Genomic DNA, 21130 nt, shown 5'->3' on the forward strand with positions numbered 1-21130 from the left:
CTCGCTATTCGGCGGCCGGAGCCGTGCGGGACCGGGAGGCTTTCGCATCCTTCGTCCCGGCGGCGCCGGTCGGTTTCGGTTGGGATTTCAGGGGGAAGATCAGGCAGACGCGAGCGCCGGCCAGGGTCTCTGCGTCGGCCAGCTTCAGCTCGCCGCCGTGCTCCTCGCAGATGCGTTTGACGATGGCCAGGCCGAGGCCCGTGCCCTTCTCGCGCGTGGTCACATAGGGCTCGGTCAGCCGGTCACGGTCCTTGGCGGGCAGGCCCATGCCGTCGTCCTCGATGATGAAGACCACGGACTCGTCCTCGACCAGCAGCCGCGCCGAAATTCCCGGCCGGTCGCCGTCGCCGTCGCGCGGGGCGATGGCGCGCCGCGCGGCCACGGCCTCGCCGGCGTTCTTGAGGATGTTGGTCAGGGCCTGGCCGACCATTGGCCGGTCGGCGTGCAGCACCACACTGGGCAGAGGGTCGATCAGCTCGACACCGACCGCGGCCGCCGCCACCCGCTGGGCGAACACTGCCTCGCGCAGCAGCTCGGCCGGATCACAGGCGGTGAACCGCGGAGCAGGCATCCGGGCGAAGGACGAGAACTCATCCACCATCCGGCCGATGTCGCCGACCTGCCGGATGATGGTCTCGGTGCAGCGGTCGAACACCTCGACGTCGTCCCCGACCTGGCTGCGATAGCGCCGCCGCAGTCGTTCGGCCGAAAGCTGGATGGGGGTCAGGGGGTTCTTGATCTCGTGGGCGATGCGCCGCGCGACGTCGCGCCAGGCGGCGTTGCGCTGGGCCGTGACCAGCCGGGTGATGTCGTCGAAGGTCAGGACCATCTCGCCGCCGACGCCGCCCTCGATGCGCACGCGCAGGCGGCGGGTTTCGCCCTCGAGGCTGACGTCGATCTCTTCCTCGATATGGGCCTCGGCGCGGGCGGCCAGTTCGCTGAGTTCGGGCGAAACCTCGCCCAGGGGCCGGCCGATGATGGCCGGGTCGCGAATGGCCAGAAGCTCGACCGCGCTGTCGTTGATCGCTGAGACGCGGCGGCGCCGGTCGAGGCCGATGACGCCGGCCGAGACGCCCGACAGCACGGTCTCGATGAACCGGCTGCGACCCGTGGCCTCCTCGCTGGCGGCCCTGAGCGCGGCCTGCTGCGCCTCCAGGTCGCCGGTCATCCGATTGAAGGCGGCGGAGAGAGTCTTGATTTCGCCCGGTCCGTCCGCGTCATCGACACGCGCGGTCAGGTCGCCCCCCGCGACCTTGTCGGCCGCTTCGACGAGACGTCCAATGGGCGCGGAGATAGCGCTCGCCGCCCCCATGCCCAGCCAGATAGCCCCGACGAGCACCAGAAGCGCGGTCTCGAAATAGCCAAGGGCGAAGGCGGCCTGGATACGGGAGCGGCTCTGCTTGGCCTCGCGGAAAGCCACGATGGATTCCTCGCCGTTCCGCATCTGGGCGATGAGGCCCGGCTTGAGCGGACGCACCAGATAGAGGTAGGCCTCACCATAGACCGGCAGGGCCATCAGCGACCGCACGGCATCAGGGTTCTCCGACACGTGCTGGGGCGGCTCCCCACCCTCGGCCGCAGCCTCCAGAACCGCACGCGGCGGCGCCAGATAGGGCGGAGCGTCGGGCATTTCGCCACTGGCCAGCACCGCGCCGTCCGGTCCGAGAATGTAGATGGCGGGATAGCCGAAAAGTTCGGCAATCTGGGTAAGGGCATCCGAAAACTGGATCCGGTTCGCAAACAGGGGCCGAACCGAGCCCAACTGCTCCGCGATCACGGCAAGGTCGCCGTCCATCTCGTTCGAGACGTCATCCAGATAGGCGTCGCCGATCAGGGCGCTGTTCTTGACAGCCGACTCCACATTGTCGCTGAACCACTGATCCACGCCGCGATTGACCAGCACCCCGAAGACAAGCGCGATCAGCACCGCCGGGATCAGGGCCACCATCGAGAACAGGGTCACAAACCGGAGGTGCAGCCGGGCGCCGGCGTCGGTGCGCCGTCGGAACAGCATCAGGGCCCGGCGGCCAACCACGGCGGCCAGTCCGCCGATCAGCAGCAGATTGACAGCGAGGATGGCCAGAACGGCCTGGCTGGCCGCTGCCCGCGCGCCCTCGCCGCTGGCCCCCGGCGCAACCGCCACCAGCCAGATGGCGGCGGCGGTGACCAGGAAGGCGACGGCGTAGACGATAAGGAAGCTATTGCGGCGACGTTCCTCGGACCAACCGGAGAACCAGCGCACCGCGCCGCGTCGATCGGCGGGCGGAGCGGGCTCAGTCTCGGCGGCGGGCGTATCCGTCATGCCACAGCAGTCTTGACCACCTGTGGCGGAATATCAACACCCGGGTTGCCGGAATGCGTCACTTCCAGCCAGAGCGCGGTCAGGGCCTGTTCGACGGCTTCAGGGGTGTCCAGCCGGCACAGCCGCGCCTTGGCCGCCCTGCGCTCCAGTGGATCATCGGGCCAGGGCGCCTGTTCGACGTACCAGCCCAGATGTTTGCGGAACATCTTCAGCCCCAGCGGCAAGCCGTAGAAAGCGACGGAAGCGCGCAGGTGTTCGATGACGATGCCCAGCCGCTCGTCCCGGTCGGGCTCCAGTAGCACCGTCCCGTCAGCCAGCGCCCGCTCCATATGCGCCGCCAGCCAGGGTCGGCCGTAGACGCCGCGGCCAAGCATCAGGGCATCGGCGCCCGACTGCCTCAGGGCCTCGCGCGCATCGTCGGCGGTCAGGATGTCGCCGTTGACGATGACCGGAATGCCGACCGCCGCCTTGACCTCGCCGACCGCGGTCCAGTCGGCCACGCCGGTGTAGAACTGCTGCCGGGTCCGTCCATGCACCGTGACGGCCCGGACGCCGATCTCCTCGGCCCGCTTCGCCAGCAGGGGCGCATTGCGATGAGCGTCGTCCCAGCCCAGCCGCATCTTGACTGTCACGGGCCGCGAGGTGGCCTCGACCGCCGCCTGCATCAGCCGGCAGGCCAGGTCGGGCGTCCGCATCAGGGCCGAGCCGCAGGCGGAACCGGTGACCTCCTTGGCCGGACAGCCGAAATTCAGATCCACGATGTCGGCGCCGGCCTGTTCCGCCATGCGCGCGCCCTCGGCCATGGCGGCGGGATCCCGACCGACCAGCTGGATGACGGTCAACGGCAGGCCCTCGCCCACCGCTGCCCGGCGCACGACGTCGGGACGCGCCCGCGCCAGTTCGGCAGCCGCAACCATCTCGGTCGCGACATAGGCCGCGCCCAGCCGCGAGGCGAGCCGCCGGAACGGCAGGTCGGTGATGCCGGTCATGGGGGCGGTCAGCACCCGGCCGGGCACCCAGACGTCGCCGATTTGCAGGCCGCTGTGCATGGGCGGGCAGATAGGGGGTTTCCCGCCCCGGGTCCAACCCGGACTCAGGCCTGGAAGACGGCCATCGCGGCCCGCGCGGCCAGAAAGACCAGAACGCCGCTCGCGATCATGAAGACGGCGAACCGGACGACGATCACATTGATCAGCACCTGAATCAGGCTGTGGATCACCCGCAACGCCACATAGGCCCAGGCCAGCCAGAGGTTCAGGCCTTCGCCCTGTCCGATCAGGGCCAGCGTCAGGGCCGTGGCGTAGAACAGCGTCGGCTGCTCCATCAGGTGGTTGTAGTTGTCGGCCTTCCATCGCACCCGCGGCGGCAGGCCGCCGAGCATGACGTCGCGCGGCTGGGTCGGGTCCAGCTTCGTCCGTGCCCGGATCATGGCGGGCAGGCGCGTGGCGTAGAGCCAGGCCCACATCACCATCGACCAGAGCACCAGGGCGATGACGGGCTGCAGGATCGAATGAGTCATGCCAAGTCCTCCCATGAACAGGCTGTCCTCGCCGCAGTCCGTTGTCAAACAGGATGGACTCAACGCATGGAGCCCTCGTCAGCGCCGCGTCGGGTGAGTAGAAGCGGCGCCATGAGTTTCTCCGCCATCATCGTCGCCGCCGGAACGGGTTCCCGGGCAGGCGAAGCCAAGCAGTGGCGCAAACTGGGTGGCCGGCCGGTGCTGCGCTGGTCCGCAGAGGCCCTTCTGGCCGCCGGGGCGTCTGAGCTGGCGGTGGTCGTCGCCCCCGGCGCCGAAGCCCTGGCCGGGGAGGCGCTGGCGGGGCTGGAAGGCTGGTTCACAGTCGAGGGCGGCGACACGCGCGCGGCCTCGGTCCAGGCCGGTCTTGGCGCTCTGGCCGCGGGAGCCGACGCCCGGGTTCTGATCCATGACGCGGCGCGGCCCTTCCTCGATGCCGCGACCATCCACCGGGTGCTCAGGTCGCTCGACGACCATGAAGCCGCCCTCCCCGTCCTTCCGGTGGCCGACAGTCTGCGTCGGGGCGCGGACGGGATCATGGGCGCGTCCGTTGATCGGGCCGACCTCTGGCGGGCCCAGACACCCCAGGGCTTCCGACTGGACGCCATCCGCCGCGCCTACGCCGCCTGGCCGGACAGGTCACCTCCGACGGACGACGTCGAAGTCGTCCGTGCCGCCGGAGGCGTCGTCGCCATGGTGGCCGGCGACGCCCGCCTGATGAAACTGACCTACCCTGAGGATTTCGCCATGGCCGAAGCGCTCATCCCCCGCCAGACGCGCGTCGGTCAGGGCTTTGACGCCCATCGCTGGGGACCGGGAACCTCGGTCTGGCTGTGTGGTGTCGAGATTCCGCACGACCAGACGCTGATCGGCCATTCGGACGCCGACGCCGGTCTGCACGCCCTGACCGACGCCATCCTGGGGGCCATGGGCGACGGCGATATCGGCGACCATTTCCCGCCCACCGATCCGCAGTGGAAGGGCGCCGCGTCCGACCGCTTCCTGATCCACGCCGTCGAGCGCCTGACCGCGCGCGGCGGGCGGCTGGTCAATGTCGACGTCACCCTGATCTGCGAACGGCCCAAGGTGAAGCCGCACCGTCAGGCCATGCGCGAGCGGCTGGCCGACCTGCTGTCGCTTCCGCTGGACGCGGTCAGCGTCAAGGCGACCACGACCGAGGCCATGGGTTTCACCGGCCGCGGCGAAGGGCTGGCTGCCCAGGCCATCGCGACGATCGAGCTTACTGGCTCCTGAGCGCCTGAAGCTCGGGCGTGTCGAACATGCTGCGCTGGAGCGACCCGAACAGATTGACGTAGTCGTCGGTCCACGGTCGCACCGCGGTCCGGGCCGGCGTATTCCAGCGGTCGTCGGCCATGAAGTCCCTGAGGCCCTCCGGCGTCGGCGACAGGATCAGGGCCTCGGTCGAGGCCTCGGCCATCTGTGGCGTGTCGTCCCGCTCATAGTAGAGCTGGTGAAGGCTCGGCCGACCGAGCGCCTGGGCCGCGGCGACGGCCGGCAGGGTGATATCGAGGTTTCGGTTCGACAGGTGCAGCAGGACCACGCCGTTCGGCTTCAGCAGCGCCAGATAGCCGTCGATCGCCTCAACCGTCAGCAGATGGGTCGGCACGGCATCGGACGAGAAGGCGTCGATGATCAGCAGGTCGTAGGAACCCGGGGTCTCCTTCGCCAGGGTCAGTCGCGCATCTCCCAGGACCGTGTTGATCGGGCCCGAAGCGCAATCGGAGATGTAGCTGAACCACTGCGGATCGCGGGACAGCCGGTCGACCATGGGGTCGATCTCGAAGAAGGTCATCGAGTCTTCGGTGCGCTTGTAGGTGGCCATGGCGCCGGTGCCCTGACCGACCACGCCGATCCTCGCCGGACCGCGCCGCCCGACCATGGTCGCCGCTTGGCCGATCGGGGTGGTCGCCGCATAGTAGAGGGTCGGCACGCAGTCGAAGCGATCGTTGCGGGCCTGGGCTCCGTGCAGGGTGGTGCCGTGCATCATCACATGGACATCGCCGCCGAGCCGGGGATCGGGCGAATTCGCCACCCGCATCACACCGAAGAAGCTGCGCTCGGAGTAGCTCCAGTCATAGCCGCGCGCGATCCACTGGGACGACAGGGTGATCATCAGCAGGATGGCCGTGAACAACAGCGCCCGGTCCCGCAGCAGGAAGGCGCAGATGGCCGCGGGCATCAGCATGACCATGGCCAGCTGGTCCATGCCGAGCGGGAAATTGGCGTAGAACCAGCCGCGCGCGCCGTCGTTGGCGTTCAACCAGATCGACAACAGCACCGGCGACGCCGCAACAGCCGCGGCGGCGATCAGGGTTCCGGTGTGCGTACCGGTCAGCCCGCGCTTGCCCCACGGTCGGGCCAGACCGACGAGCACCAGCACCAGCGGATACTCCCACACCATGTTGAAGATCACCGGCGCCAGCAGGGCCGTGAAGGCGCCGCCGACGACGCCGCCCAGCGACATCAGCAGATAGAATTCCGTCAGCCGGTCCGGCTGCGGTCGCCGTGACGCGAGCAGCTGGTGGCACATCAGTGCGGCGAAGAAGAAGGCGATCAGATGCAGGCCAAACGCCATCGACCAGTTGGCCGAGCGGAAGGCCACGATCAGCACCACGATCGCGCCGGTCGCCCCCTGGATGATCAGGGTGACATTCAGCGGGATCCATGGCCGGTTCTGGAAGGCGATGACGAAGGTCAGCAGATAGAGCGCCAGCGGCAGCACCCACAGGAACGGCGCCGAGGCGACGTCCGTCGAAAGGTGAGACGTCACGCCCAGCATCAGGCTGGACGGCGCCGCAGCCAACAGCACCAGTATGCCTCTCTCACGCCATGACATCGGCGCGCTGGTCTGGAGCTGCGCGGGCTCGGATGTCTGGTCCAGCCGCCGACGCCATACGGTGAGGGCCAGAGCCACCACCATCAGCACGAACACGGCATAGCCGCCGCTCCAGCCGAACCAGCCGCGCTGTCCGGACAGGGTCGCCAGCGGCTCGATCAGGATCGGATAGGACAGCAGGGCCAGAAAACTGCCGAGGTTGGAGGCGGCGTACAGAACATAGGGGTTCTGGCCGTCCGCATGACCGGCGCGAACCCGGGCGTACCAGGCCTGCAGCAACGGCGCCGTCGCCGACAGCACGGCGAACGGCGCGCCCACCGACAGGGTCAGGGTTGCCAGCAGCCACATGATCGGCGCCGACGGGTCGGGATCGCCCAGCAGGCCGTTGACGCTCAAGGGCAGGAACAGGGCCGCGACCAGCAGCAGGGCGAGATGGATCCCAACCTGGGTCTTGATCGACCCGACCTTCTGCAACAGGTGGGCATAGCCGTAGCCGGCCAGCAGGGCCGTCTGGAAGAAGACCATGGCGGTGTTCCACACCGCGGGCGATCCGCCCAGCATGGGCAGGACCAGTTTGGTCACCATCGGCTGGACCACGAAGACCAGGGCGGCCGATGTGAAGATCGCCACGGCGAACAGGATCGGTGTCAAGCGGTCCGGGGCGATGCCCGTTTCGACGCTCGAGTCCCCGGTGGTGTCGCTCATGCCCGCCCCGTATGCTGGCGCCGTCCCCGGGCGCGTTCCGCCACCCTGAACCGACTCGCCGCCCTTTCGGAAGGCCTCGAACGCATGTTTCCCGACGACATCCAGACCCTGGCCCGTCACGTGATCGAGACGGCCGTCGCTCGAGGCCTGACCATCGCCACGGCCGAGAGCTGCACCGGCGGACTGGTCGCGGGGGCCCTGACGGCGATCGCGGGTTCGTCGGCCGTCGTCGAGCGCGGTTTCGTCACCTACAGCAACGCCGCCAAGACCGAGCTTCTGGGGGTGCCTGCAGAGCTGATCAAAGCCGAGGGCGCCGTCTCGGAGCAAGTCGCCAGCGCGATGGCGGACGGCGCATTGACCCGCTCTCCGGCCCGGGTCTGCGTCTCGGTGACGGGCGTCGCCGGACCGGGAGGCGGCTCAGCGGACAAGCCTGTGGGGCTGGTGCATTTCGGAGCGGTTGGACCGGGCGGGGCCATCCATTCCGAACACCGCTTCGGCGATATCGGACGCGAAGAGGTCCGGCTGGCCAGCGTCCGCGTGGCCCTCGGCCTGCTGCTGGACCGGATCAGCGCATGATCATTGACGCGCGCGGCCACCGCTGCCCGACCCCCAGCCTGAAACTTCAGAAGGCGATGCGCGAGGCCGCGCCCGGCGCGCGGCTGACCCTGCTGGCGACCGACCCCATGGCGCGGATCGACGTTCCGCATCTGATGGCCGGACTGGGCGGGGAAACCGTCTCGATCGACGAGGCGGATGGCGTCCTGACTATCGTGGTCGCGACGCCCGCCGCTCCGAAAGGCTGACCACCGATTCCGGCAGGGGCTCGTCAGGCTCGATTTCGGGCGCGCCCATCGACCGGGCGGCAATCTCCATCTCGGTAGCGAAGGCGCCGCCGTAGAAGATGGCGTTGACGTTCCACGACAGCCAGATCAGCAGCACCACCACCGCGCCGACGGAGCCATAGGTCGCCCCCAGCGGCGCGATCTGTTCGACGTAGATGGCGCAAAGCCACGACGAGATGGTCGACATCACCGTCGCCACCACCCCGCCCGCGATCGCCGGCGCCCAGGCCACCGGCGTGCGGTGGGACATGGCGTAGCGGTACAGCATGGTCAGGCCGATCGCGAGCCCGAGCGCCGGCCATAGCCCCTCCAGCGGCAGGCCACCGCCTGTCGCCGCGGTTTCGCCCGGACCGGCGTGCTCAAGCAGTCGCGAGGTCACCACCGCCCCGGACACGACCGTGAACAGCAGGAAGGCCGCCAGAGCGACGAAGAAGGCCAGCAGATTGAATTTGAAGAAGCCATGCGGCTCCTTCTCGTCATGGATCAGGTTCAGTCCGGCCAGCAGGGCCTTGAACCCCCGGTGCGCGGCGTAGCCGCCGATGACCACGGCGAAGAAGCTCTGGGCCGAGACGGTCCGCGCCGAGGCATTGGCCAGCCGCTCGATCTCGAGGCGGAAGATGGCGCGCGCCGCGGTCGGCATGACGTCTGCGAGGGCCGCCGCCTGTTCGCTGACCTGGCCAATGGACAGCACCGCCTTGTAGAAACCGATCAGGATGGCGATGGCCGGGAAGACGGCCAGCAGGGCGAAGAACGACACGCCGCCGGTGTAGAGCATCACGTCGCGGCCCCAGCTGCGCGAGAACGCCTTGACCGACAGGCGACCCCACAGCATGGGCGTGGCCCAGCGCGCCGCTGTTTGAATGTCCGATTTTGCCTGCAATCCGGTCCCCAAACCCTCCAAGCTCGCACTACTACCGTAATTCGGTCTGCGGGAAACCCGCCGTCGAAAGCGACGATCAACCCGTTGCTTAGGGGCGCCCGCCCTCGCTATGGTCCGCGGCCATGAGACCGCCCCCGGGGCTGGGGACGGCTGGAGATTTCGACCTTGGGTTCCGATCCGCGCATACTGGTCGTCGCCCCCGACGATGACCTGATCGGCCCGCTGTGTCAGGGCCTGGACGCCCTTGGCTGGCGCACCGTGACCGCCCGTTCGCTCGCCGGCGCCATTCAGGTGCTGATCGACTGGCCGCTGGAAACAGTGATTCTCGATGCCCGCCTCCCGGACGCCGTCGAGGGCATCGGCGCCCTGCGACAGACCGTCTCCCCTCGCCGCCTCCCAATTCTGGCGATTGGCGCGGAAGCTGCGGACTGGGACCCGGGACTGGCCGATATCGTCATGTCCGGACCGCCTCACGCAGCCCAGGCAGCCCTGCGGCTCGAAAACCTGGTCCGGTCCGCCATCGCCGAGGAAGAGGTGTCGTTGCGCGAGGCCACCTTCGCCGCGCGAGGCCAGCCGCTGCCGATCGCCGATGTCGACTCGAGCCCGTTGCGCGTGCTGGCCGCAGGCAAGCCCGACCGGCATTTTCTCGCCCTGTCCAACGCCCTGACGGCGCGCGGCTGTGACGTGGTGGCGGCGCCGACGCCCTATACCGCTTTCGACTATCTGCATGAGCGGCCGTTTGACGCCGCCGTCCTGTGGGGGGCCGAGGACCATACGCCGGCCCTGTCCATCGCCTCGGGCATGAAGCGGAACACCCGGCTCTATCACATCCCGGCGGTGCTCTATCTGCGCGGCTCCGGCGAGATCAATCTGTCGGAACTCTACAACCGCGGCTTCGCCGACGTCGCCGCCGCCGACACGCCCGAAGACGAGACGGCTGAGCGGATCACCGCCCTCGCCCGCGCCCATCGCCGCCATGTCGCCATCCGCAAGGCGCTGGAGAGCGCGCGCGGCTCGGGCCTGACCGATCCCACAACCGGCCTGTTCACCCCCGAACTGTTCGCCAGCCATCTGGCCCGCGTAGCCGAGGGGGCCCGTCTGCGGCGCCGCCCGCTGTCGGTCGCGGTGCTGCGCGTCTCTGAGACCGAGTCCGTGGTCGAGGCCCGCAAGGGCGGCTGGCTGGACCGCGCCCTGCCCCAGATCGGGGCCATGGTCTCGCGCCTGATCCGCACAGAGGACACCGCCGCCCGCCTGTCGCCCGACGTCTTCGCCCTGGCCCTGCCGGCGACGCAGGGACCGGCCGGGCGGATCGCCGCCGACCGGATCGCCGCCGTCATCGGTTGCACCGCCTTCGACGCCGGTCCTGATCGGTCGCCCTTCGTGGTCGAGTTCGAGGTCGGCGTGGCCGAGGTAACGGCAGGCGAATCCCCCGCCACTGTGCTGGAGCGCGCCTCAAGGGATGTCCGCACCTCCGTCTGACGGTCATTTGACAAACTATTTTGTCTAATGCAGGTTGAGGTCATGACGGCCCGACCTTCCGCCCTGCTCGACGATTTGGACACCGCGCTGCTGGCGCTGGCGCCCATTCGTCGCCGCATCCTGATGGCCCTCACCGAGCCGGCCTCGGCCGCCGGACTGGCCGAACAGCTGGGACTGCCGCGTCAGAACATCGGCTATCATCTCAATGCGCTCGAGGCCGCCGGGCTTGTCCAGCTGGCGGGAGAACGCCGCAAGCGCGGCTTCACCGAACGCCTGTTTGTCGCGGCGCGGAACTATGTCTTCGATCCCGGCCTGATGCAGGCCCCGCCGGACCCGGACGCGGTCGAGGCCCAGGACCGCCACGCCGCCGATCACCTGATCAAGACCGCGTCGACCATGGTCCGCGATGTCGCCCGCATGCGTCAGGACGCGGCCGCCGAAGGCTCGCGCCTGCTGACCCTGACCGTCGAGGCCGACGTGACCTTCGCCGCGCCTGCTGACTTCGACGCCTTCACCGAAGAGGTCAGCGCCGCCGTGGCTGCCCTCGCCCGCAAATACGCCGCGCCGACCGGCCGGCGCTATCGACTCACTGCCGTCGCCCATCCCGCCGTCGCCAAAACCACTCCCGTCAGGAACTGACCCATGACCGAAGCCGCCCAGCCCATGGAAGACCACGTCCTCGTCGAGGTCACCGTTCCCGCTCCCGCCGACGCGGTCTGGGCCGCCTTGCGCGACCCGCAGAAGATCAAAAACTGGTTCGGCTGGGACGCCGACAGCCTGAAGGATGAGATCGACTTCATCTTCATCACCCACGCCAGCGCCGATGATGAGAAGCGGGTGGTCACATTCGTCGGCGTCAACGACCGCTACGAGGTCGAGGCGACCGGTGATGCGACCAGCGTCGTCCGCGTTGTTCGCTCCGCGCCCGCCGGAGAGTGGTCCGACGTCTTCGACGGCATGATCGAGGGCTGGATTTCCTTCACCTGGCAGTTGGCCTTCGCCTTCGCCCGGCACGAGGGCGAGGCGCGCCGCACCCTGTTCTTCTCTGGCCTGCCCCGCGAGGACCGGCTGGCCCGTTCGCTGCTCGGCCTCGACGCCGCTCCGGCGGCGGGCGAGCCATGGTCCGGACCGCTGGGGCCGCATACGACGGCTTCCGGTCAAATCTGGTTCACTGCGCGCCATCAGACCGGAGTCACCGTGGACGCCTGGGGCGACGGCCTGCTGGTCGTCCTGGACCAGCCGCCGAGCGAGAAGCGCCCGCGCGGCACGACCATGATCACCCTGACAACCTACGGCCTCAGCGAAACCGCTTTCGCCGATCTGCAGAGTCTCTGGCAGGGCTGGTGGGATGAGCGGTTCGAGACCGTCGCGCCGGGCTGCGACTGACGGGAGCCTGGAGAGCGCTGTCGAAGGCCTCCCGTGACGCAGAGATCGCCAGGGGTCGTGATGCGATGTTGGTGTACCGGTATACCTCACAGGCTGCGCTCTGACCGGCTGCCGTTTAACGCAACGGCATGGAAACGCCCGAGGACAAGTTCCGTGAGGTCCGGGCCGCGCTGGCGCACGTGGGATTTCCCGACGAATCCGTCGCCAGATCGCGGATTTGCGACGTGTTGGGCGAGCGAGGGGGGATTCCCACCTATCTGGACAACCACATGCTCGGCGTCCTGAGCCGGGGGACGTCGAACCGCGGCGAAGCGGACATGCTGAAGCTCTATTGCGCAAGGCTGATCGGCTCCGAACCCCGGTTCCTGAGCTGGGAGGAGCGGCAATCGCAGTTGCAGGCTTTCGGGTTCTACACGGAGGTCGACTACCGGGGCATGCTCTATAGCCAGGGCACGAGCGCGCCCTATGAGTGGCGAGGGCAAGCCTGTTTCAAAACCGTCTATGAGATCGCGCTCTACCCTTTGATGCTGGCCGAGGTCCGGCCGCAAAACATTGTGGAACTCGGGGCCGGCGCCGGAGGGTCAGCGGCATGGTTCCGGGATATGTGCATGGCCCTGAATGTGGACGCCACTGTTCACGCGATCGATCTGAACACGGACGATCGGACGCAGCCCGGAATAATCACCTACCGCGGGGATTGCATCGAATGGCTTCAGGAGCGGCGCCGAGACCGAAAACTCGTCGGGGTCCCTCTGCTGGTCATCGAGGATTTTCATGGTGATCTGGAGGAAACGCTCGGGGCGCTCGACGACCTCCTTCGTCCCGGGGATTATCTCGTGATCGAGGACGCCATTCCCAAACAGGCCGCCATGGCGCGGGCCTTGCGGCATCGGCCCTATGTCATCGACTCGCGCTACACGGATTTCTTCGGGGTCAACTCGACAAGCGCGGTCAACGGGATCCTGAAACGGATCTAGTCAGCCCTCAGCGGCCGATACCCGGTGTGCCGGTCGAGAAGACTTCGAAACGCCGCGAACTATTCCCACTCGATTGCATCAACGGGCCCAGAACATTGAATGTTCTGGATTTTTTGTGGCCAGTCGAACACGAAACCGATCAACATGCCGAGAAAATCTGATGATCCTGAAAACATTGGCGAAATTCTAATCAATGAAATTTCCGTGATCTCGAAGTCTTTCGCAGGCGATTGTATCTTTTGACGACAACCAAACCATGTAGCCAACGCTGTAAACGTCAAGATGCTTGATCGTGTTTTGACTGTCACCATTCACAGCGGCCCACATGTGGGAGCCTATTCGGATTCGCGGCAGAACCCGACGAGCAGAGAGGTCGGTGAGTGGCAGTCCCGAAAGGAGCCGCAAGACGATTTCGGAACCCCGGCGACGCACCCGATCCAGGATCTATCTACTCGCAAGGAACCGACGATCCCCTGCAGCTGACAGTCGTTCAGGCCGTGCCCCCAATGGCAACCGCTCCGTGCCGCAAAAAAATCTGGCATTAGAATACCAATCTGTATACCGTATACCATGACTGCGGCCTTACGGGCCGTCAGCGACGACGCTTACCGCGCGAAGACGCGGGAGCGGGAGGGAACCAAGGGCAGATTCAATCTGCTCCCAGGAAAGGACGAGACCTTGACCAATCATCTGATGGCCGGCCTGTTATCGGCCACCGCCTTGACCATGGCAGGCACCGCTACTGCGCAGACAGCGCCGACGCGGACGGAACCGCTTGCAGGCGGTCAAGCGGATGAGACCGCGTCCCTCGATGAGATTATTGTCACCGCTCGTCGGACGTCAGAACGTCTTCAGGACGTGCCGATCGCGGTCAGCGCCTTCAGCGGGGAACAACTGCAGCGCCAAAACATCCTGCAGCCGCAGGATTTGCAGCGGGTTGCTCCGTCCCTCACCGTCACACCCACGGCCCGCGGGATCAGCACGCCCCAGTATGGGATCCGAGGCCAGCGGGCTAGCACGCCCACCATGCTGATCGACCCAGCCGTCGGGGTCTATTTCGCTGAGGTCGGTCAGTCCCGAGCCGGTGGCGGAAACGCCACCATGTATGATCTGGAGTCCGTCCAGGTTCTGCGCGGCCCGCAGGGAGCTCTGTTCGGCCGCAACAATACCGGCGGCGCCGTTCTGATCACTCCCATGGCCCCTGGGGAATCGGCAGAGGGCTATGTCACCGCCCGCATAGGCGACTACAATCTTCGTGATCTCGAAGGGGCCGCGAACCTGCCCTTGGGCGAAACCTTGGACCTGCGCATCGCCGGCCGAACTATCGAACGAGACGGCTATTTCCGCAGCGTAACGACCGGTCAGCGCAGCTACGACATCAACAACCAGAGCCTGCGGGCTTCGTTGCGTTGGACCCCCACCGAGGCGTTCACCTCAACCCTGATCGGAACCTGGCTCGATTCCGATGAGGCCGGATCGATGCTGAAGCCCACCGCTATCAACCCGATTGCGATCACGAATGCGACTCTTCGCGCCTTGCTGCAGGCCGACTTCGATCGCCAGCAGACACTGGGCTTCTACGAGAATGCGCAAGGGTCGGGCGCCGAAAATTTCCGCAATCGGGCTCACAACCGAGTCGTTGGCCTGCAAAACACAAGCACGCTGGATCTGTCCGAGACGCTCACGTTGAAGAACATCATTGGCTGGCGGGATATCGAGGTAGATTACTGCCTGGATGCGTTAGGCACCCTTTCCCATATACAGCGCTACTGCGGCCTGCAGGACACCTCCCAGTTCAGCAACGAACTGCAACTGCAAGGCGATTTCGACAACTTGAACGTAGTCGCCGGGCTGTTCTATTTCCGGGAATCGGGGGACGAGATCAATCGAAACCCCGGCGTGGTTGCGCTATCGACGCTGGCCTCCCCACTGTCTAACTGGGTCGATTCCGAGGCTACTAACGTCAGCTACGCCGCCTTCGTTCACGCTGACTACAGCCTGTCGGAAAACCTGTCTGTCTCGGCCGGTGTGCGCTGGACCCGGGACGAGCGCGAAGTGGTATGGCACAGCCGTCAGGAAGCGGCAGCGACGGGTGCCCTACCACGCCGAATCGTTTGTCGGATGGACGGTCTCGTTACGGTTACTCCGTCGCCGTACACGACCGTGGCCGACGCGGACGCCAACCTGATCACGCCCGATCGCGACCTTTGTAGCTTTCAGGCGCAGGCCGACTTCAGCGAGCCGACCTGGACGCTGTCGGCCACCTACGAAGTCACCCCGCGCAATACGCTCTATGTAGCCCACCGCCGGGGCTACAAGTCCGGCGGGTTCTCGGCGCAGCCGGGCAACGCCGCCGCCGGCAGCCTGAACAATCCCACGACTGTCGCCCAGCGCGAACCTTATCTCCCCGAGATCATCGACGATATCGAGTTCGGCTCAAAAAACGAGTTTCGGATCAACGGCATGCTGTCGCGTTTCAACGTCGCGGCCTATCATGGTTGGTACACCGACATTCAGCGAAACTCGCAGCTCCTGGTGAACAACGTCGTCACCGCGTTGACGCTCAACGCCGCGAGCGCAACCATCTGGGGCATCGAGGCCGACTGGATGCTGAGGGTTCATCCCAGCCTTGAATTCAGCGGCGGTTATTCGCTGACCCAAGCCAGCTACGACGAGTTCTTCAACTCTTACAACACCGGTACGACGGCAGCACCGATCCTGACGCGGGTCGATATCTCCGACGCCCGGTTCGGCTTCACACCGGAACATCAGCTGAACGCCTCGGTGACATGGTCACCGGAGCTGTCACCGAGCATCGGGATCCCCTCGGTCTCGCTGAATTTCTACTACCAGTCGGACTTCGCCACCTCCGATACCGGCAGTTCGAACTGCGGTCCCGACGGCCAGTTCGCAGCCTGTTTGGCCTTCGGCGCGGACGTCGATGCCTACAGTCTTTGGAACCTCAACGCGTCGCTGCGCGATGTCGGGGGGCGACAGGGTCTGGACCTGGGTCTGTTCGTGACGAACTTGCTGGACAACGAACATTACGCCTTTGGCACGCCACAGTTGGGGCGGCCCTTTGGAACATTCTCGCAAGGGGTGGGCGCACCTCGGATGTTTGGGCTGAGCTTGCGATACAGCTGGGGCGAATAGGTCGCGCAAATGGGTCTCAGGGATCCCGTATCCAGCGTTTCGTCGGGCCTGAAAGGCGGGGAGGTTTCGAGGGGATCCCGCACCCAAGCCTGGGGCTCCCGGCTAGCGGCCGGAGCCCGGGTTACCGAGCTTGGAATCGTCCTGCGGCGCGGGCTCGACCTCGGCCTTTTGTTGCTGGGCCTATCGACGTTGCTTTTTTTGCTGTTGAGGGCGACGGGCGATCCCATATCCGCCTTGGCGAGCGACGACGCGACGCCCGAGATGCTGGCGGCGTTGAGGACGCAGTATGGTTTCGACGAGAGCCTACCAATCCAGTACGCCAAGTTCTTGGGTCGATTGCTGCAGGGCGATTTTGGTCAGTCGATGGCGAGCGGTGACTCCGCGCTCTCGATGGTTCTGCAGGCCCTCCCCGCGACCCTGCTGCTCGCGTTTCTGGCCATGGGGGCCACCATTATGGTCGCTGTGCCCCTGGGCGCTTGGTTAGGCTCGGCTCCGGATCGCCCGGCTCAACGCGCTGCGGCGGCCGTTGTCTATGTTCTACAGGGCACCCCGGGGTTCGTCGCCGCATTGGTGCTGGTCCAGGTCTTCGCCATTCAGACCAACTGGCTACCGGCGCTTGGCTTTGCCGGACCCCGCACCTGGGTCCTGCCCGCCCTGTCGCTGAGCCTGTTCCTGGCGCCCAAGTTGGCGCGGGTTGTAGCCGTGAATGTCGATGAGATGATGCGGCAGGACTTCGTCCGCGCCGCGCGCGCCGCCGGGGCCGGACCGGGCGTTGTGCTTTGGCGGCACGTCTTGCCGAACGCGATGTTGGGCGCGGTCGCCCTGATGGGAGCCCAGTTCGCCGCACTCGTTGGCGGCGCGGTGGTGATCGAGACCATCTTCGCGTGGCCGGGACTGGGCCGGCTGCTCGTTCAGTCGACCCTCGCGCTGGACTTTCCCGTCATACAGGCGGCCGCTCTTGTGGTGGCTGGCCTGGTATTCGCGGCCAACGTCATCACAGACTTGGTCTTCGTCATGCTGGATCCCCGGCTGAACATCACGGAGGCCCGGTGATCCGGCGTGCCCTCGGGCCCGTCGGTATCGCCTCGGCAGTTTCGTTCGCGATCGCCGTCGTGGCGGTCGCCATCGTACTGTCAGGCAATCTGAACGCTGATCTAAACTTGGACGACCGTTTGACGGGGCCAAGCGGGCGGGCCTGGTTCGGTTCGGATCAGCTAGGTCGCCCGGTGCTCGCACGTGTGATCGCGGGTGCTCCATGGTCGTTGGGGGTGGCGCTGGCCGCCAATGCGATTTCCCTATGCATTGGCGTCGTGCTTGGACTGCTGGCCGCCGAGTTCGCAGGTGCGCCGCGACGGATCATTCTTCAGGTCGTCAATCTCACTCTTTCGTTCCCGGGGCTTGTGGCGGCGATGGCGGCCGTAGCCGTCCTGGGCCAGAGCGCAATGGCGGTAATCCTGGTGCTGGGTCTATTGGCTTGGCCGCTGTTCGCGCGGGTTGTCTATGCCGAAGCGCTGTCGGCGCGCGAGCGGCCCTATCTGATTGCCGCCCGTATCGGCGGGGTGGGACGAGTGACCCAAGTATATCGCCATATCTTGCCGGTTCTATTGCCCAGCCTCATCGCCATGACCGCCTTTCATTTCGCCGACATGCTGATCGCCGCTAGCGCGTTGTCCTTCCTCGGGGTTGGAGCCCCGCTGGGCTCGCCAGCCTGGGGCGCGATGCTGGCCGAGAGCCGGCCCTATCTTTTTCAGGCCCCCTGGATGCTGATCGGGCCGGCCTTTGCTCTGGCCACCACCGTTCTGCTGTTGAACCTTTGCGGCGACGCGCTCGCTCGGCGGCTGGGCGGGCGACGCAGGACGGAGTTACGCCGATGACGGCGCTGCTGGCCTTGCGGGGGCTCACCATCGAAGCCGGCGACGGTCCGCTGGTACATACAATCGACCTAGAACTCGCTGCCGGACGCATTCTGGGTCTGGTCGGCGAGTCGGGCTCGGGCAAGTCTCTGACTGTGATGAGCATACCCGGCCTGTTGCCATCGGGTTGTCGGGTATCTGCCGGAGAGATCGTCTTCGACGGACGTGACATCGTCGATCTATCCGAGGATCAAATGCGCCCGCTCCGCGGTCGTGATATTGGCGTGGTCTTCCAAGATCCCTTTACCAGTCTCAATCCCGTGCGGCGGGTGGGCAGTCTGCTAGAGGAGGCTTTGCGACGCCATACCGGGGTATCGGCTCGGGTCGCCCGGGATCGAGTCATCGAAGCGCTGGATCAAGTCGGACTGCCCGATCCGGTCGGCAAGGCGCGCGCCTACCCGCACCAGATGTCCGGAGGACAAAGGCAACGGGCGCTGATCGCGCTTGCTCTGGTCAACAACCCGCGCCTGCTGATCGCCGACGAACCGACCACCGCACTCGACGCGACCGTCCAGGTTGAGATTTTGGACGTGCTGCGTCGCTCGGCAGAGCGGGTGAACGGGGCAGTCGTGTTCGTCACGCACGATTTGGGAGCGGCCGCCTACATCTGCGATGAGATCGCGGTGATGCGTGGGGGACGCATTGTTGAACACGGACTGGTTCAAAACATCATCGCCCGGCCCACTCATCCGTACACGAAGGAGCTTCTGGCCTGTTCCCCCAGACTGCCGCCCCGGAAAGACAACAGAGGACAGCCATGACCGCCCCCCTGATCCGGCTTGAGGAGGTTTCTGTCGAATACAAGGGGTTCAAGGCCCTGGATCGCGCGAGTCTCCAGGTCGAGCCCGGTCAAATCGTTGGTATCGTCGGAGAATCAGGGTCGGGGAAAACGACGGCTTTGAATGCGATGATGGGTCTGGCGCCGATTTCGGAAGGCGAAGTTTTTTTCGGCGAGGAGCGCATCACCCATTTGCGCACATCCCAACGTCGACGCGTGTGGCGTGATATGCAGATGATATTTCAGGATCCGTCGACGTCACTGAGTCCTTCTCGCAGCCTCGCCGCTTCGGTCGCCGAACCTCTGATCGCCCACGGGGAAAACGCCGTAGCCGCCCGAAGTCGGGCCGCGGCCTTGTTGGAACTCGTGGGCTTGGACGCCGCCATGGCCGACCGATCACCCCATGCCCTGTCTGGCGGACAGCGCCAACGCGTCGCCATCGCACGTGCCCTCGCGCTCTCGCCCCGCCTGATCGTCGCTGATGAACCGATGTCGGCGCTAGACGTGTCGGTGAAGGCACAAATTGCCGCCCTTTTCAGCGACCTGAGATCCCGACTTGGGACCGCCTTCCTGATCGTCTCCCATGACCTGGCTCTAATGTCCGCCATCGCCGACCGAATAATCGTCATGAAGCGCGGACGGATCGTCGAGCAAGGACCGGCGTCGGCCGTCGTGGAAGCCCCCACACAGGCCTACACGCAACGTCTGCGCGCCGCCTGCCTTGACCCCCAAGAAGTGATCCGCGCTCGCTTCAGTGATACGGAGCACGCGGCATGAAGCTGCCCCTCATCATCCTGATCCTTGTGATGGGGTTGGGGAGTTGCTCGGCTCCTGACGAGCGATCCGATGTCTTGCGAGTTGGCGTGCCGGCGCTGCCGAATTCTTGGGGAGACCCTTACCGGGCCGAAGGCGGTCCGCCGGCCCACACCTGGTCGGCCCTGTTTGACGGTCTGACGAGGCTGGACGAGGCCGGCGTAGTGCAACCGGCCTTGGCCGAGCGCTTCTCAACGACAGACGGTCTGACGTGGATCTTCGATATCCGCCCCGGCCTGCGCTTCTCCAATGGCGCAAAAATGGATGCAGAGGCGGCGGCGGCGACGTTCCGCTGGCTGTCCTCGCCGGCTGGCCGCACGACCCTGATCGGATCGCGCATGCGTGACGTTGTCGGGATCGAAGTCCGGGGCCAGAACACCCTGATACTGACATTGAACAGACCCGATCCGATTTTTCCGCGTCGCCTGACGGCCACCCCTATCGTCGAGCCGGAGGCGTGGCGCACCTTGGGTCCGGTCGGTTTCTCGAAGGCCCCGGTCGGGACGGGCCCGTATCGCCTCGTACGGTTCGATGAGCGCGGTCGCCGGGCAATCATGGAGGCCAATCCCTACGCTTTGCGTACACCCAGGACGCCGCGCCTGGAAATCATCGAACTGCTGGACGAAGCGGTGAGGAACCAAGCCCTGATCTCCGGCCACATCGACCTCGGTCGTGTCGGACTGGACGAAATGGAGCTTCTTGAGGCGCGCGGTTTGACGATCGTAACACCGCCGTCGATGCAGGTTCTGGCGATCGCGCTGATCACGGAGGGGCGCGACACGCCACTAGACGACGTTCGTGTGCGGCGCGCCTTGAACCATGCGGTCGATAAGGATGCGATCTCCCGCACACTTATGGCGGCCCGCGGCATGCCATCCGGACAACCTGCGTCGCGCGTGACGGTGGGCCATGACCCCACCATCGCCGCCTACGCCTATGACCCCGATCTAGCGCGGGCCCTGTTGCGCGAAGCTGGATATCCACAAGGGTTCCCGATGGTGATCGAGGGCGTGATCGGCGCGCTGCCAGCAGACTCCGCGATCTATCAGGCGGTCGCTTGGTACCTGAACCAGGTCGGCGTCCGGGCCGTATTTCGACCCAGTCCCTACGCGACCATGGTGCGGCGAAACCAGACAGGCGACTGGGAGGGCGTGGACGCCTTCGCCAGTCCGTGGACGGCGGCTCCCTACAACGACCTTCGCAAGCCGCTGGAAGCCTATTCCTGTATCAAGCCCCAGCCCTTCTTTTGCGATCAGGCTCTCGCCGCAAGCGTGAGGGCGTCCAATGTGCAGATGGATCCCGAGACGCGGCGCCGTTCCTTGATTTCGCTGTCGCGCGCTTATCACGAAGCAGCGGTTTCCCTGTTTCTCGTCGAACAAATCGACGTGTTTGGTTCCTCGCCACGGGTCCGCAATCTTCGGATAGCCAATCGCGTTCCTGTCTATGAGGAAATAGAACTGCTGCCTTGAAGGCGGTCTCAGGGAAGCCGCCTGCTCGTCGATTAAGCTTCAGTTCGGGGGCCCAATGCA

18 protein-coding genes are annotated in these 21130 nt (G+C 66.1%); 13 read left to right on the forward strand and 5 right to left on the reverse strand.

From position 1 onward, the window contains the following. Nucleotides 1-4: 4 nt before the first annotated feature. Genes B3E43_RS11630 through B3E43_RS11640 form a run of 3 tightly spaced genes read right to left on the reverse strand, consistent with a single transcriptional unit; the run spans nt 5 to nt 3821 of the window. Entirely contained in the window at nt 5-2302 is a 2298-nt protein-coding gene (locus B3E43_RS11630; protein WP_292029632.1) for a sensor histidine kinase NtrY-like, read from the reverse strand. Then, nucleotides 2299-3351 (reverse strand): tRNA dihydrouridine synthase DusB, encoded by a 1053-nt coding sequence (gene dusB, locus B3E43_RS11635; RefSeq protein ID WP_292029634.1) that lies wholly within the window; start codon nt 3349-3351, stop codon nt 2299-2301. Before dusB ends, B3E43_RS11630 begins: the two co-directional genes overlap by 4 nt. 44 nt (nt 3352-3395) lie before the next feature. Then, entirely contained in the window at nt 3396-3821 is a 426-nt protein-coding gene (locus B3E43_RS11640; RefSeq protein WP_292029637.1) for an MAPEG family protein, read from the reverse strand. A gap of 111 nt (nt 3822-3932) precedes the next feature. Between B3E43_RS11640 and B3E43_RS11645 the strand changes: the two genes are divergently transcribed. Continuing rightward, nucleotides 3933-5072: a bifunctional 2-C-methyl-D-erythritol 4-phosphate cytidylyltransferase/2-C-methyl-D-erythritol 2,4-cyclodiphosphate synthase gene (locus B3E43_RS11645; protein ID WP_292029640.1), complete on the forward strand. Its 1140-nt coding sequence runs from the start codon at nt 3933-3935 to the stop codon at nt 5070-5072. Here B3E43_RS11645 and B3E43_RS11650 read toward each other — a convergent pair. Further along, on the reverse strand, nt 5059-7380 hold the full coding sequence (locus B3E43_RS11650; protein ID WP_292029642.1) for a spermidine synthase: 2322 nt from the start codon (nt 7378-7380) through the stop codon (nt 5059-5061). The two genes, B3E43_RS11645 and B3E43_RS11650, sit on opposite strands and share 14 nt — an antisense overlap. 84 nt (nt 7381-7464) lie before the next feature. Here B3E43_RS11650 and B3E43_RS11655 point away from each other — a divergent pair, with 84 nt between their 5' ends. Together B3E43_RS11655 and B3E43_RS11660 are read left to right on the forward strand one after the other, a co-directional pair. Beyond that, a complete protein-coding gene (locus B3E43_RS11655) occupies nt 7465-7956 on the forward strand; it encodes a CinA family protein (RefSeq protein WP_292029644.1) in 492 nt (163 codons plus the stop codon). Continuing rightward, a complete protein-coding gene (locus tag B3E43_RS11660) occupies nt 7953-8183 on the forward strand; it encodes a sulfurtransferase TusA family protein (protein ID WP_292029646.1) in 231 nt (76 codons plus the stop codon). The genes B3E43_RS11655 and B3E43_RS11660 overlap by 4 nt, the downstream gene beginning before the upstream one ends. On the opposite strand, the gene B3E43_RS11665 is transcribed toward B3E43_RS11660, so the two are convergent. Then, on the reverse strand, nt 8146-9054 hold the full coding sequence (locus B3E43_RS11665) for a YihY/virulence factor BrkB family protein (protein WP_292029648.1): 909 nt from the start codon (nt 9052-9054) through the stop codon (nt 8146-8148). The two genes, B3E43_RS11660 and B3E43_RS11665, sit on opposite strands and share 38 nt — an antisense overlap. 213 nt (nt 9055-9267) lie before the next feature. Between B3E43_RS11665 and B3E43_RS11670 the strand changes: the two genes are divergently transcribed. The 10 genes from B3E43_RS11670 to B3E43_RS11715 all read left to right on the forward strand — a co-directional run bounded on the left by B3E43_RS11670 (nt 9268) and on the right by B3E43_RS11715 (nt 21070). Beyond that, a complete protein-coding gene (locus tag B3E43_RS11670) occupies nt 9268-10581 on the forward strand; it encodes a diguanylate cyclase domain-containing protein (protein WP_292029650.1) in 1314 nt (437 codons plus the stop codon). A 42-nt stretch (nt 10582-10623) separates the two neighbouring features. Further along, nucleotides 10624-11220: an ArsR/SmtB family transcription factor gene (locus B3E43_RS11675; RefSeq protein WP_292029652.1), complete on the forward strand. Its 597-nt coding sequence runs from the start codon at nt 10624-10626 to the stop codon at nt 11218-11220. Between the two features lie 3 nt (nt 11221-11223). Further along, nucleotides 11224-11967 (forward strand): SRPBCC family protein, encoded by a 744-nt coding sequence (locus B3E43_RS11680; RefSeq protein WP_292029654.1) that lies wholly within the window; start codon nt 11224-11226, stop codon nt 11965-11967. 128 nt (nt 11968-12095) lie between these two features. Then, nucleotides 12096-12944: a CmcI family methyltransferase gene (locus tag B3E43_RS11685; RefSeq protein WP_292029655.1), complete on the forward strand. Its 849-nt coding sequence runs from the start codon at nt 12096-12098 to the stop codon at nt 12942-12944. A 678-nt stretch (nt 12945-13622) separates the two neighbouring features. Then, nucleotides 13623-16097 carry a TonB-dependent receptor gene (locus tag B3E43_RS11690; RefSeq protein ID WP_292029657.1) on the forward strand — a complete coding sequence of 825 codons (2475 nt, stop codon included), beginning with the start codon at nt 13623-13625 and terminating at the stop codon, nt 16095-16097. Nucleotides 16098-16106: 9 nt separating this feature from the next. Further along, a complete protein-coding gene (locus B3E43_RS11695) occupies nt 16107-17150 on the forward strand; it encodes an ABC transporter permease (RefSeq protein ID WP_292029658.1) in 1044 nt (347 codons plus the stop codon). After that, a complete protein-coding gene (locus B3E43_RS11700; protein WP_292029660.1) occupies nt 17147-17971 on the forward strand; it encodes an ABC transporter permease in 825 nt (274 codons plus the stop codon). Before B3E43_RS11695 ends, B3E43_RS11700 begins: the two co-directional genes overlap by 4 nt. Beyond that, the gene (locus tag B3E43_RS11705) at nt 17968-18771 is read left to right on the forward strand and encodes an ABC transporter ATP-binding protein (protein WP_292029662.1); all 804 of its coding nucleotides are present in this window, start codon (nt 17968-17970) and stop codon (nt 18769-18771) included. Before B3E43_RS11700 ends, B3E43_RS11705 begins: the two co-directional genes overlap by 4 nt. Beyond that, nucleotides 18768-19565: an ABC transporter ATP-binding protein gene (locus B3E43_RS11710; RefSeq protein WP_292029664.1), complete on the forward strand. Its 798-nt coding sequence runs from the start codon at nt 18768-18770 to the stop codon at nt 19563-19565. The genes B3E43_RS11705 and B3E43_RS11710 overlap by 4 nt, the downstream gene beginning before the upstream one ends. After that, nucleotides 19562-21070: an ABC transporter substrate-binding protein gene (locus tag B3E43_RS11715; protein WP_292029666.1), complete on the forward strand. Its 1509-nt coding sequence runs from the start codon at nt 19562-19564 to the stop codon at nt 21068-21070. Before B3E43_RS11710 ends, B3E43_RS11715 begins: the two co-directional genes overlap by 4 nt. Nucleotides 21071-21130 lie beyond the last annotated feature (60 nt).

The sequence above is a fragment of the Brevundimonas sp. UBA2416 genome, assembly GCF_002343105.1.
In the GTDB taxonomy this organism is placed as follows: Bacteria; Pseudomonadota; Alphaproteobacteria; order Caulobacterales; family Caulobacteraceae; genus Brevundimonas.

What these genes read in the sequence shown, in the direction of transcription:
- B3E43_RS11710 (WP_292029664.1), top strand. Translation starts at nt 18,768, where the DNA reads ATGACCGCCCCCCTGATCCGGCTTGAGGAGGTTTCTGTCGAATACAAG.
- B3E43_RS11655 (WP_292029644.1), top strand. Translation starts at nt 7,465, where the DNA reads ATGTTTCCCGACGACATCCAGACCCTGGCCCGTCACGTGATCGAGACG.
- B3E43_RS11715 (WP_292029666.1), top strand. Translation starts at nt 19,562, where the DNA reads ATGAAGCTGCCCCTCATCATCCTGATCCTTGTGATGGGGTTGGGGAGT.
- B3E43_RS11680 (WP_292029654.1), top strand. Translation starts at nt 11,224, where the DNA reads ATGACCGAAGCCGCCCAGCCCATGGAAGACCACGTCCTCGTCGAGGTC.
- B3E43_RS11650 (WP_292029642.1), bottom strand. Translation starts at nt 7,380, where the DNA reads ATGAGCGACACCACCGGGGACTCGAGCGTCGAAACGGGCATCGCCCCG.
- B3E43_RS11645 (WP_292029640.1), top strand. Translation starts at nt 3,933, where the DNA reads ATGAGTTTCTCCGCCATCATCGTCGCCGCCGGAACGGGTTCCCGGGCA.
- B3E43_RS11640 (WP_292029637.1), bottom strand. Translation starts at nt 3,821, where the DNA reads ATGACTCATTCGATCCTGCAGCCCGTCATCGCCCTGGTGCTCTGGTCG.
- B3E43_RS11705 (WP_292029662.1), top strand. Translation starts at nt 17,968, where the DNA reads ATGACGGCGCTGCTGGCCTTGCGGGGGCTCACCATCGAAGCCGGCGAC.
- B3E43_RS11695 (WP_292029658.1), top strand. Translation starts at nt 16,107, where the DNA reads ATGGGTCTCAGGGATCCCGTATCCAGCGTTTCGTCGGGCCTGAAAGGC.
- B3E43_RS11630 (WP_292029632.1), bottom strand. Translation starts at nt 2,302, where the DNA reads ATGACGGATACGCCCGCCGCCGAGACTGAGCCCGCTCCGCCCGCCGAT.
- B3E43_RS11675 (WP_292029652.1), top strand. Translation starts at nt 10,624, where the DNA reads ATGACGGCCCGACCTTCCGCCCTGCTCGACGATTTGGACACCGCGCTG.
- B3E43_RS11660 (WP_292029646.1), top strand. Translation starts at nt 7,953, where the DNA reads ATGATCATTGACGCGCGCGGCCACCGCTGCCCGACCCCCAGCCTGAAA.
- dusB (WP_292029634.1), bottom strand. Translation starts at nt 3,351, where the DNA reads ATGCACAGCGGCCTGCAAATCGGCGACGTCTGGGTGCCCGGCCGGGTG.
- B3E43_RS11685 (WP_292029655.1), top strand. Translation starts at nt 12,096, where the DNA reads ATGGAAACGCCCGAGGACAAGTTCCGTGAGGTCCGGGCCGCGCTGGCG.
- B3E43_RS11665 (WP_292029648.1), bottom strand. Translation starts at nt 9,054, where the DNA reads ATGCTGTGGGGTCGCCTGTCGGTCAAGGCGTTCTCGCGCAGCTGGGGC.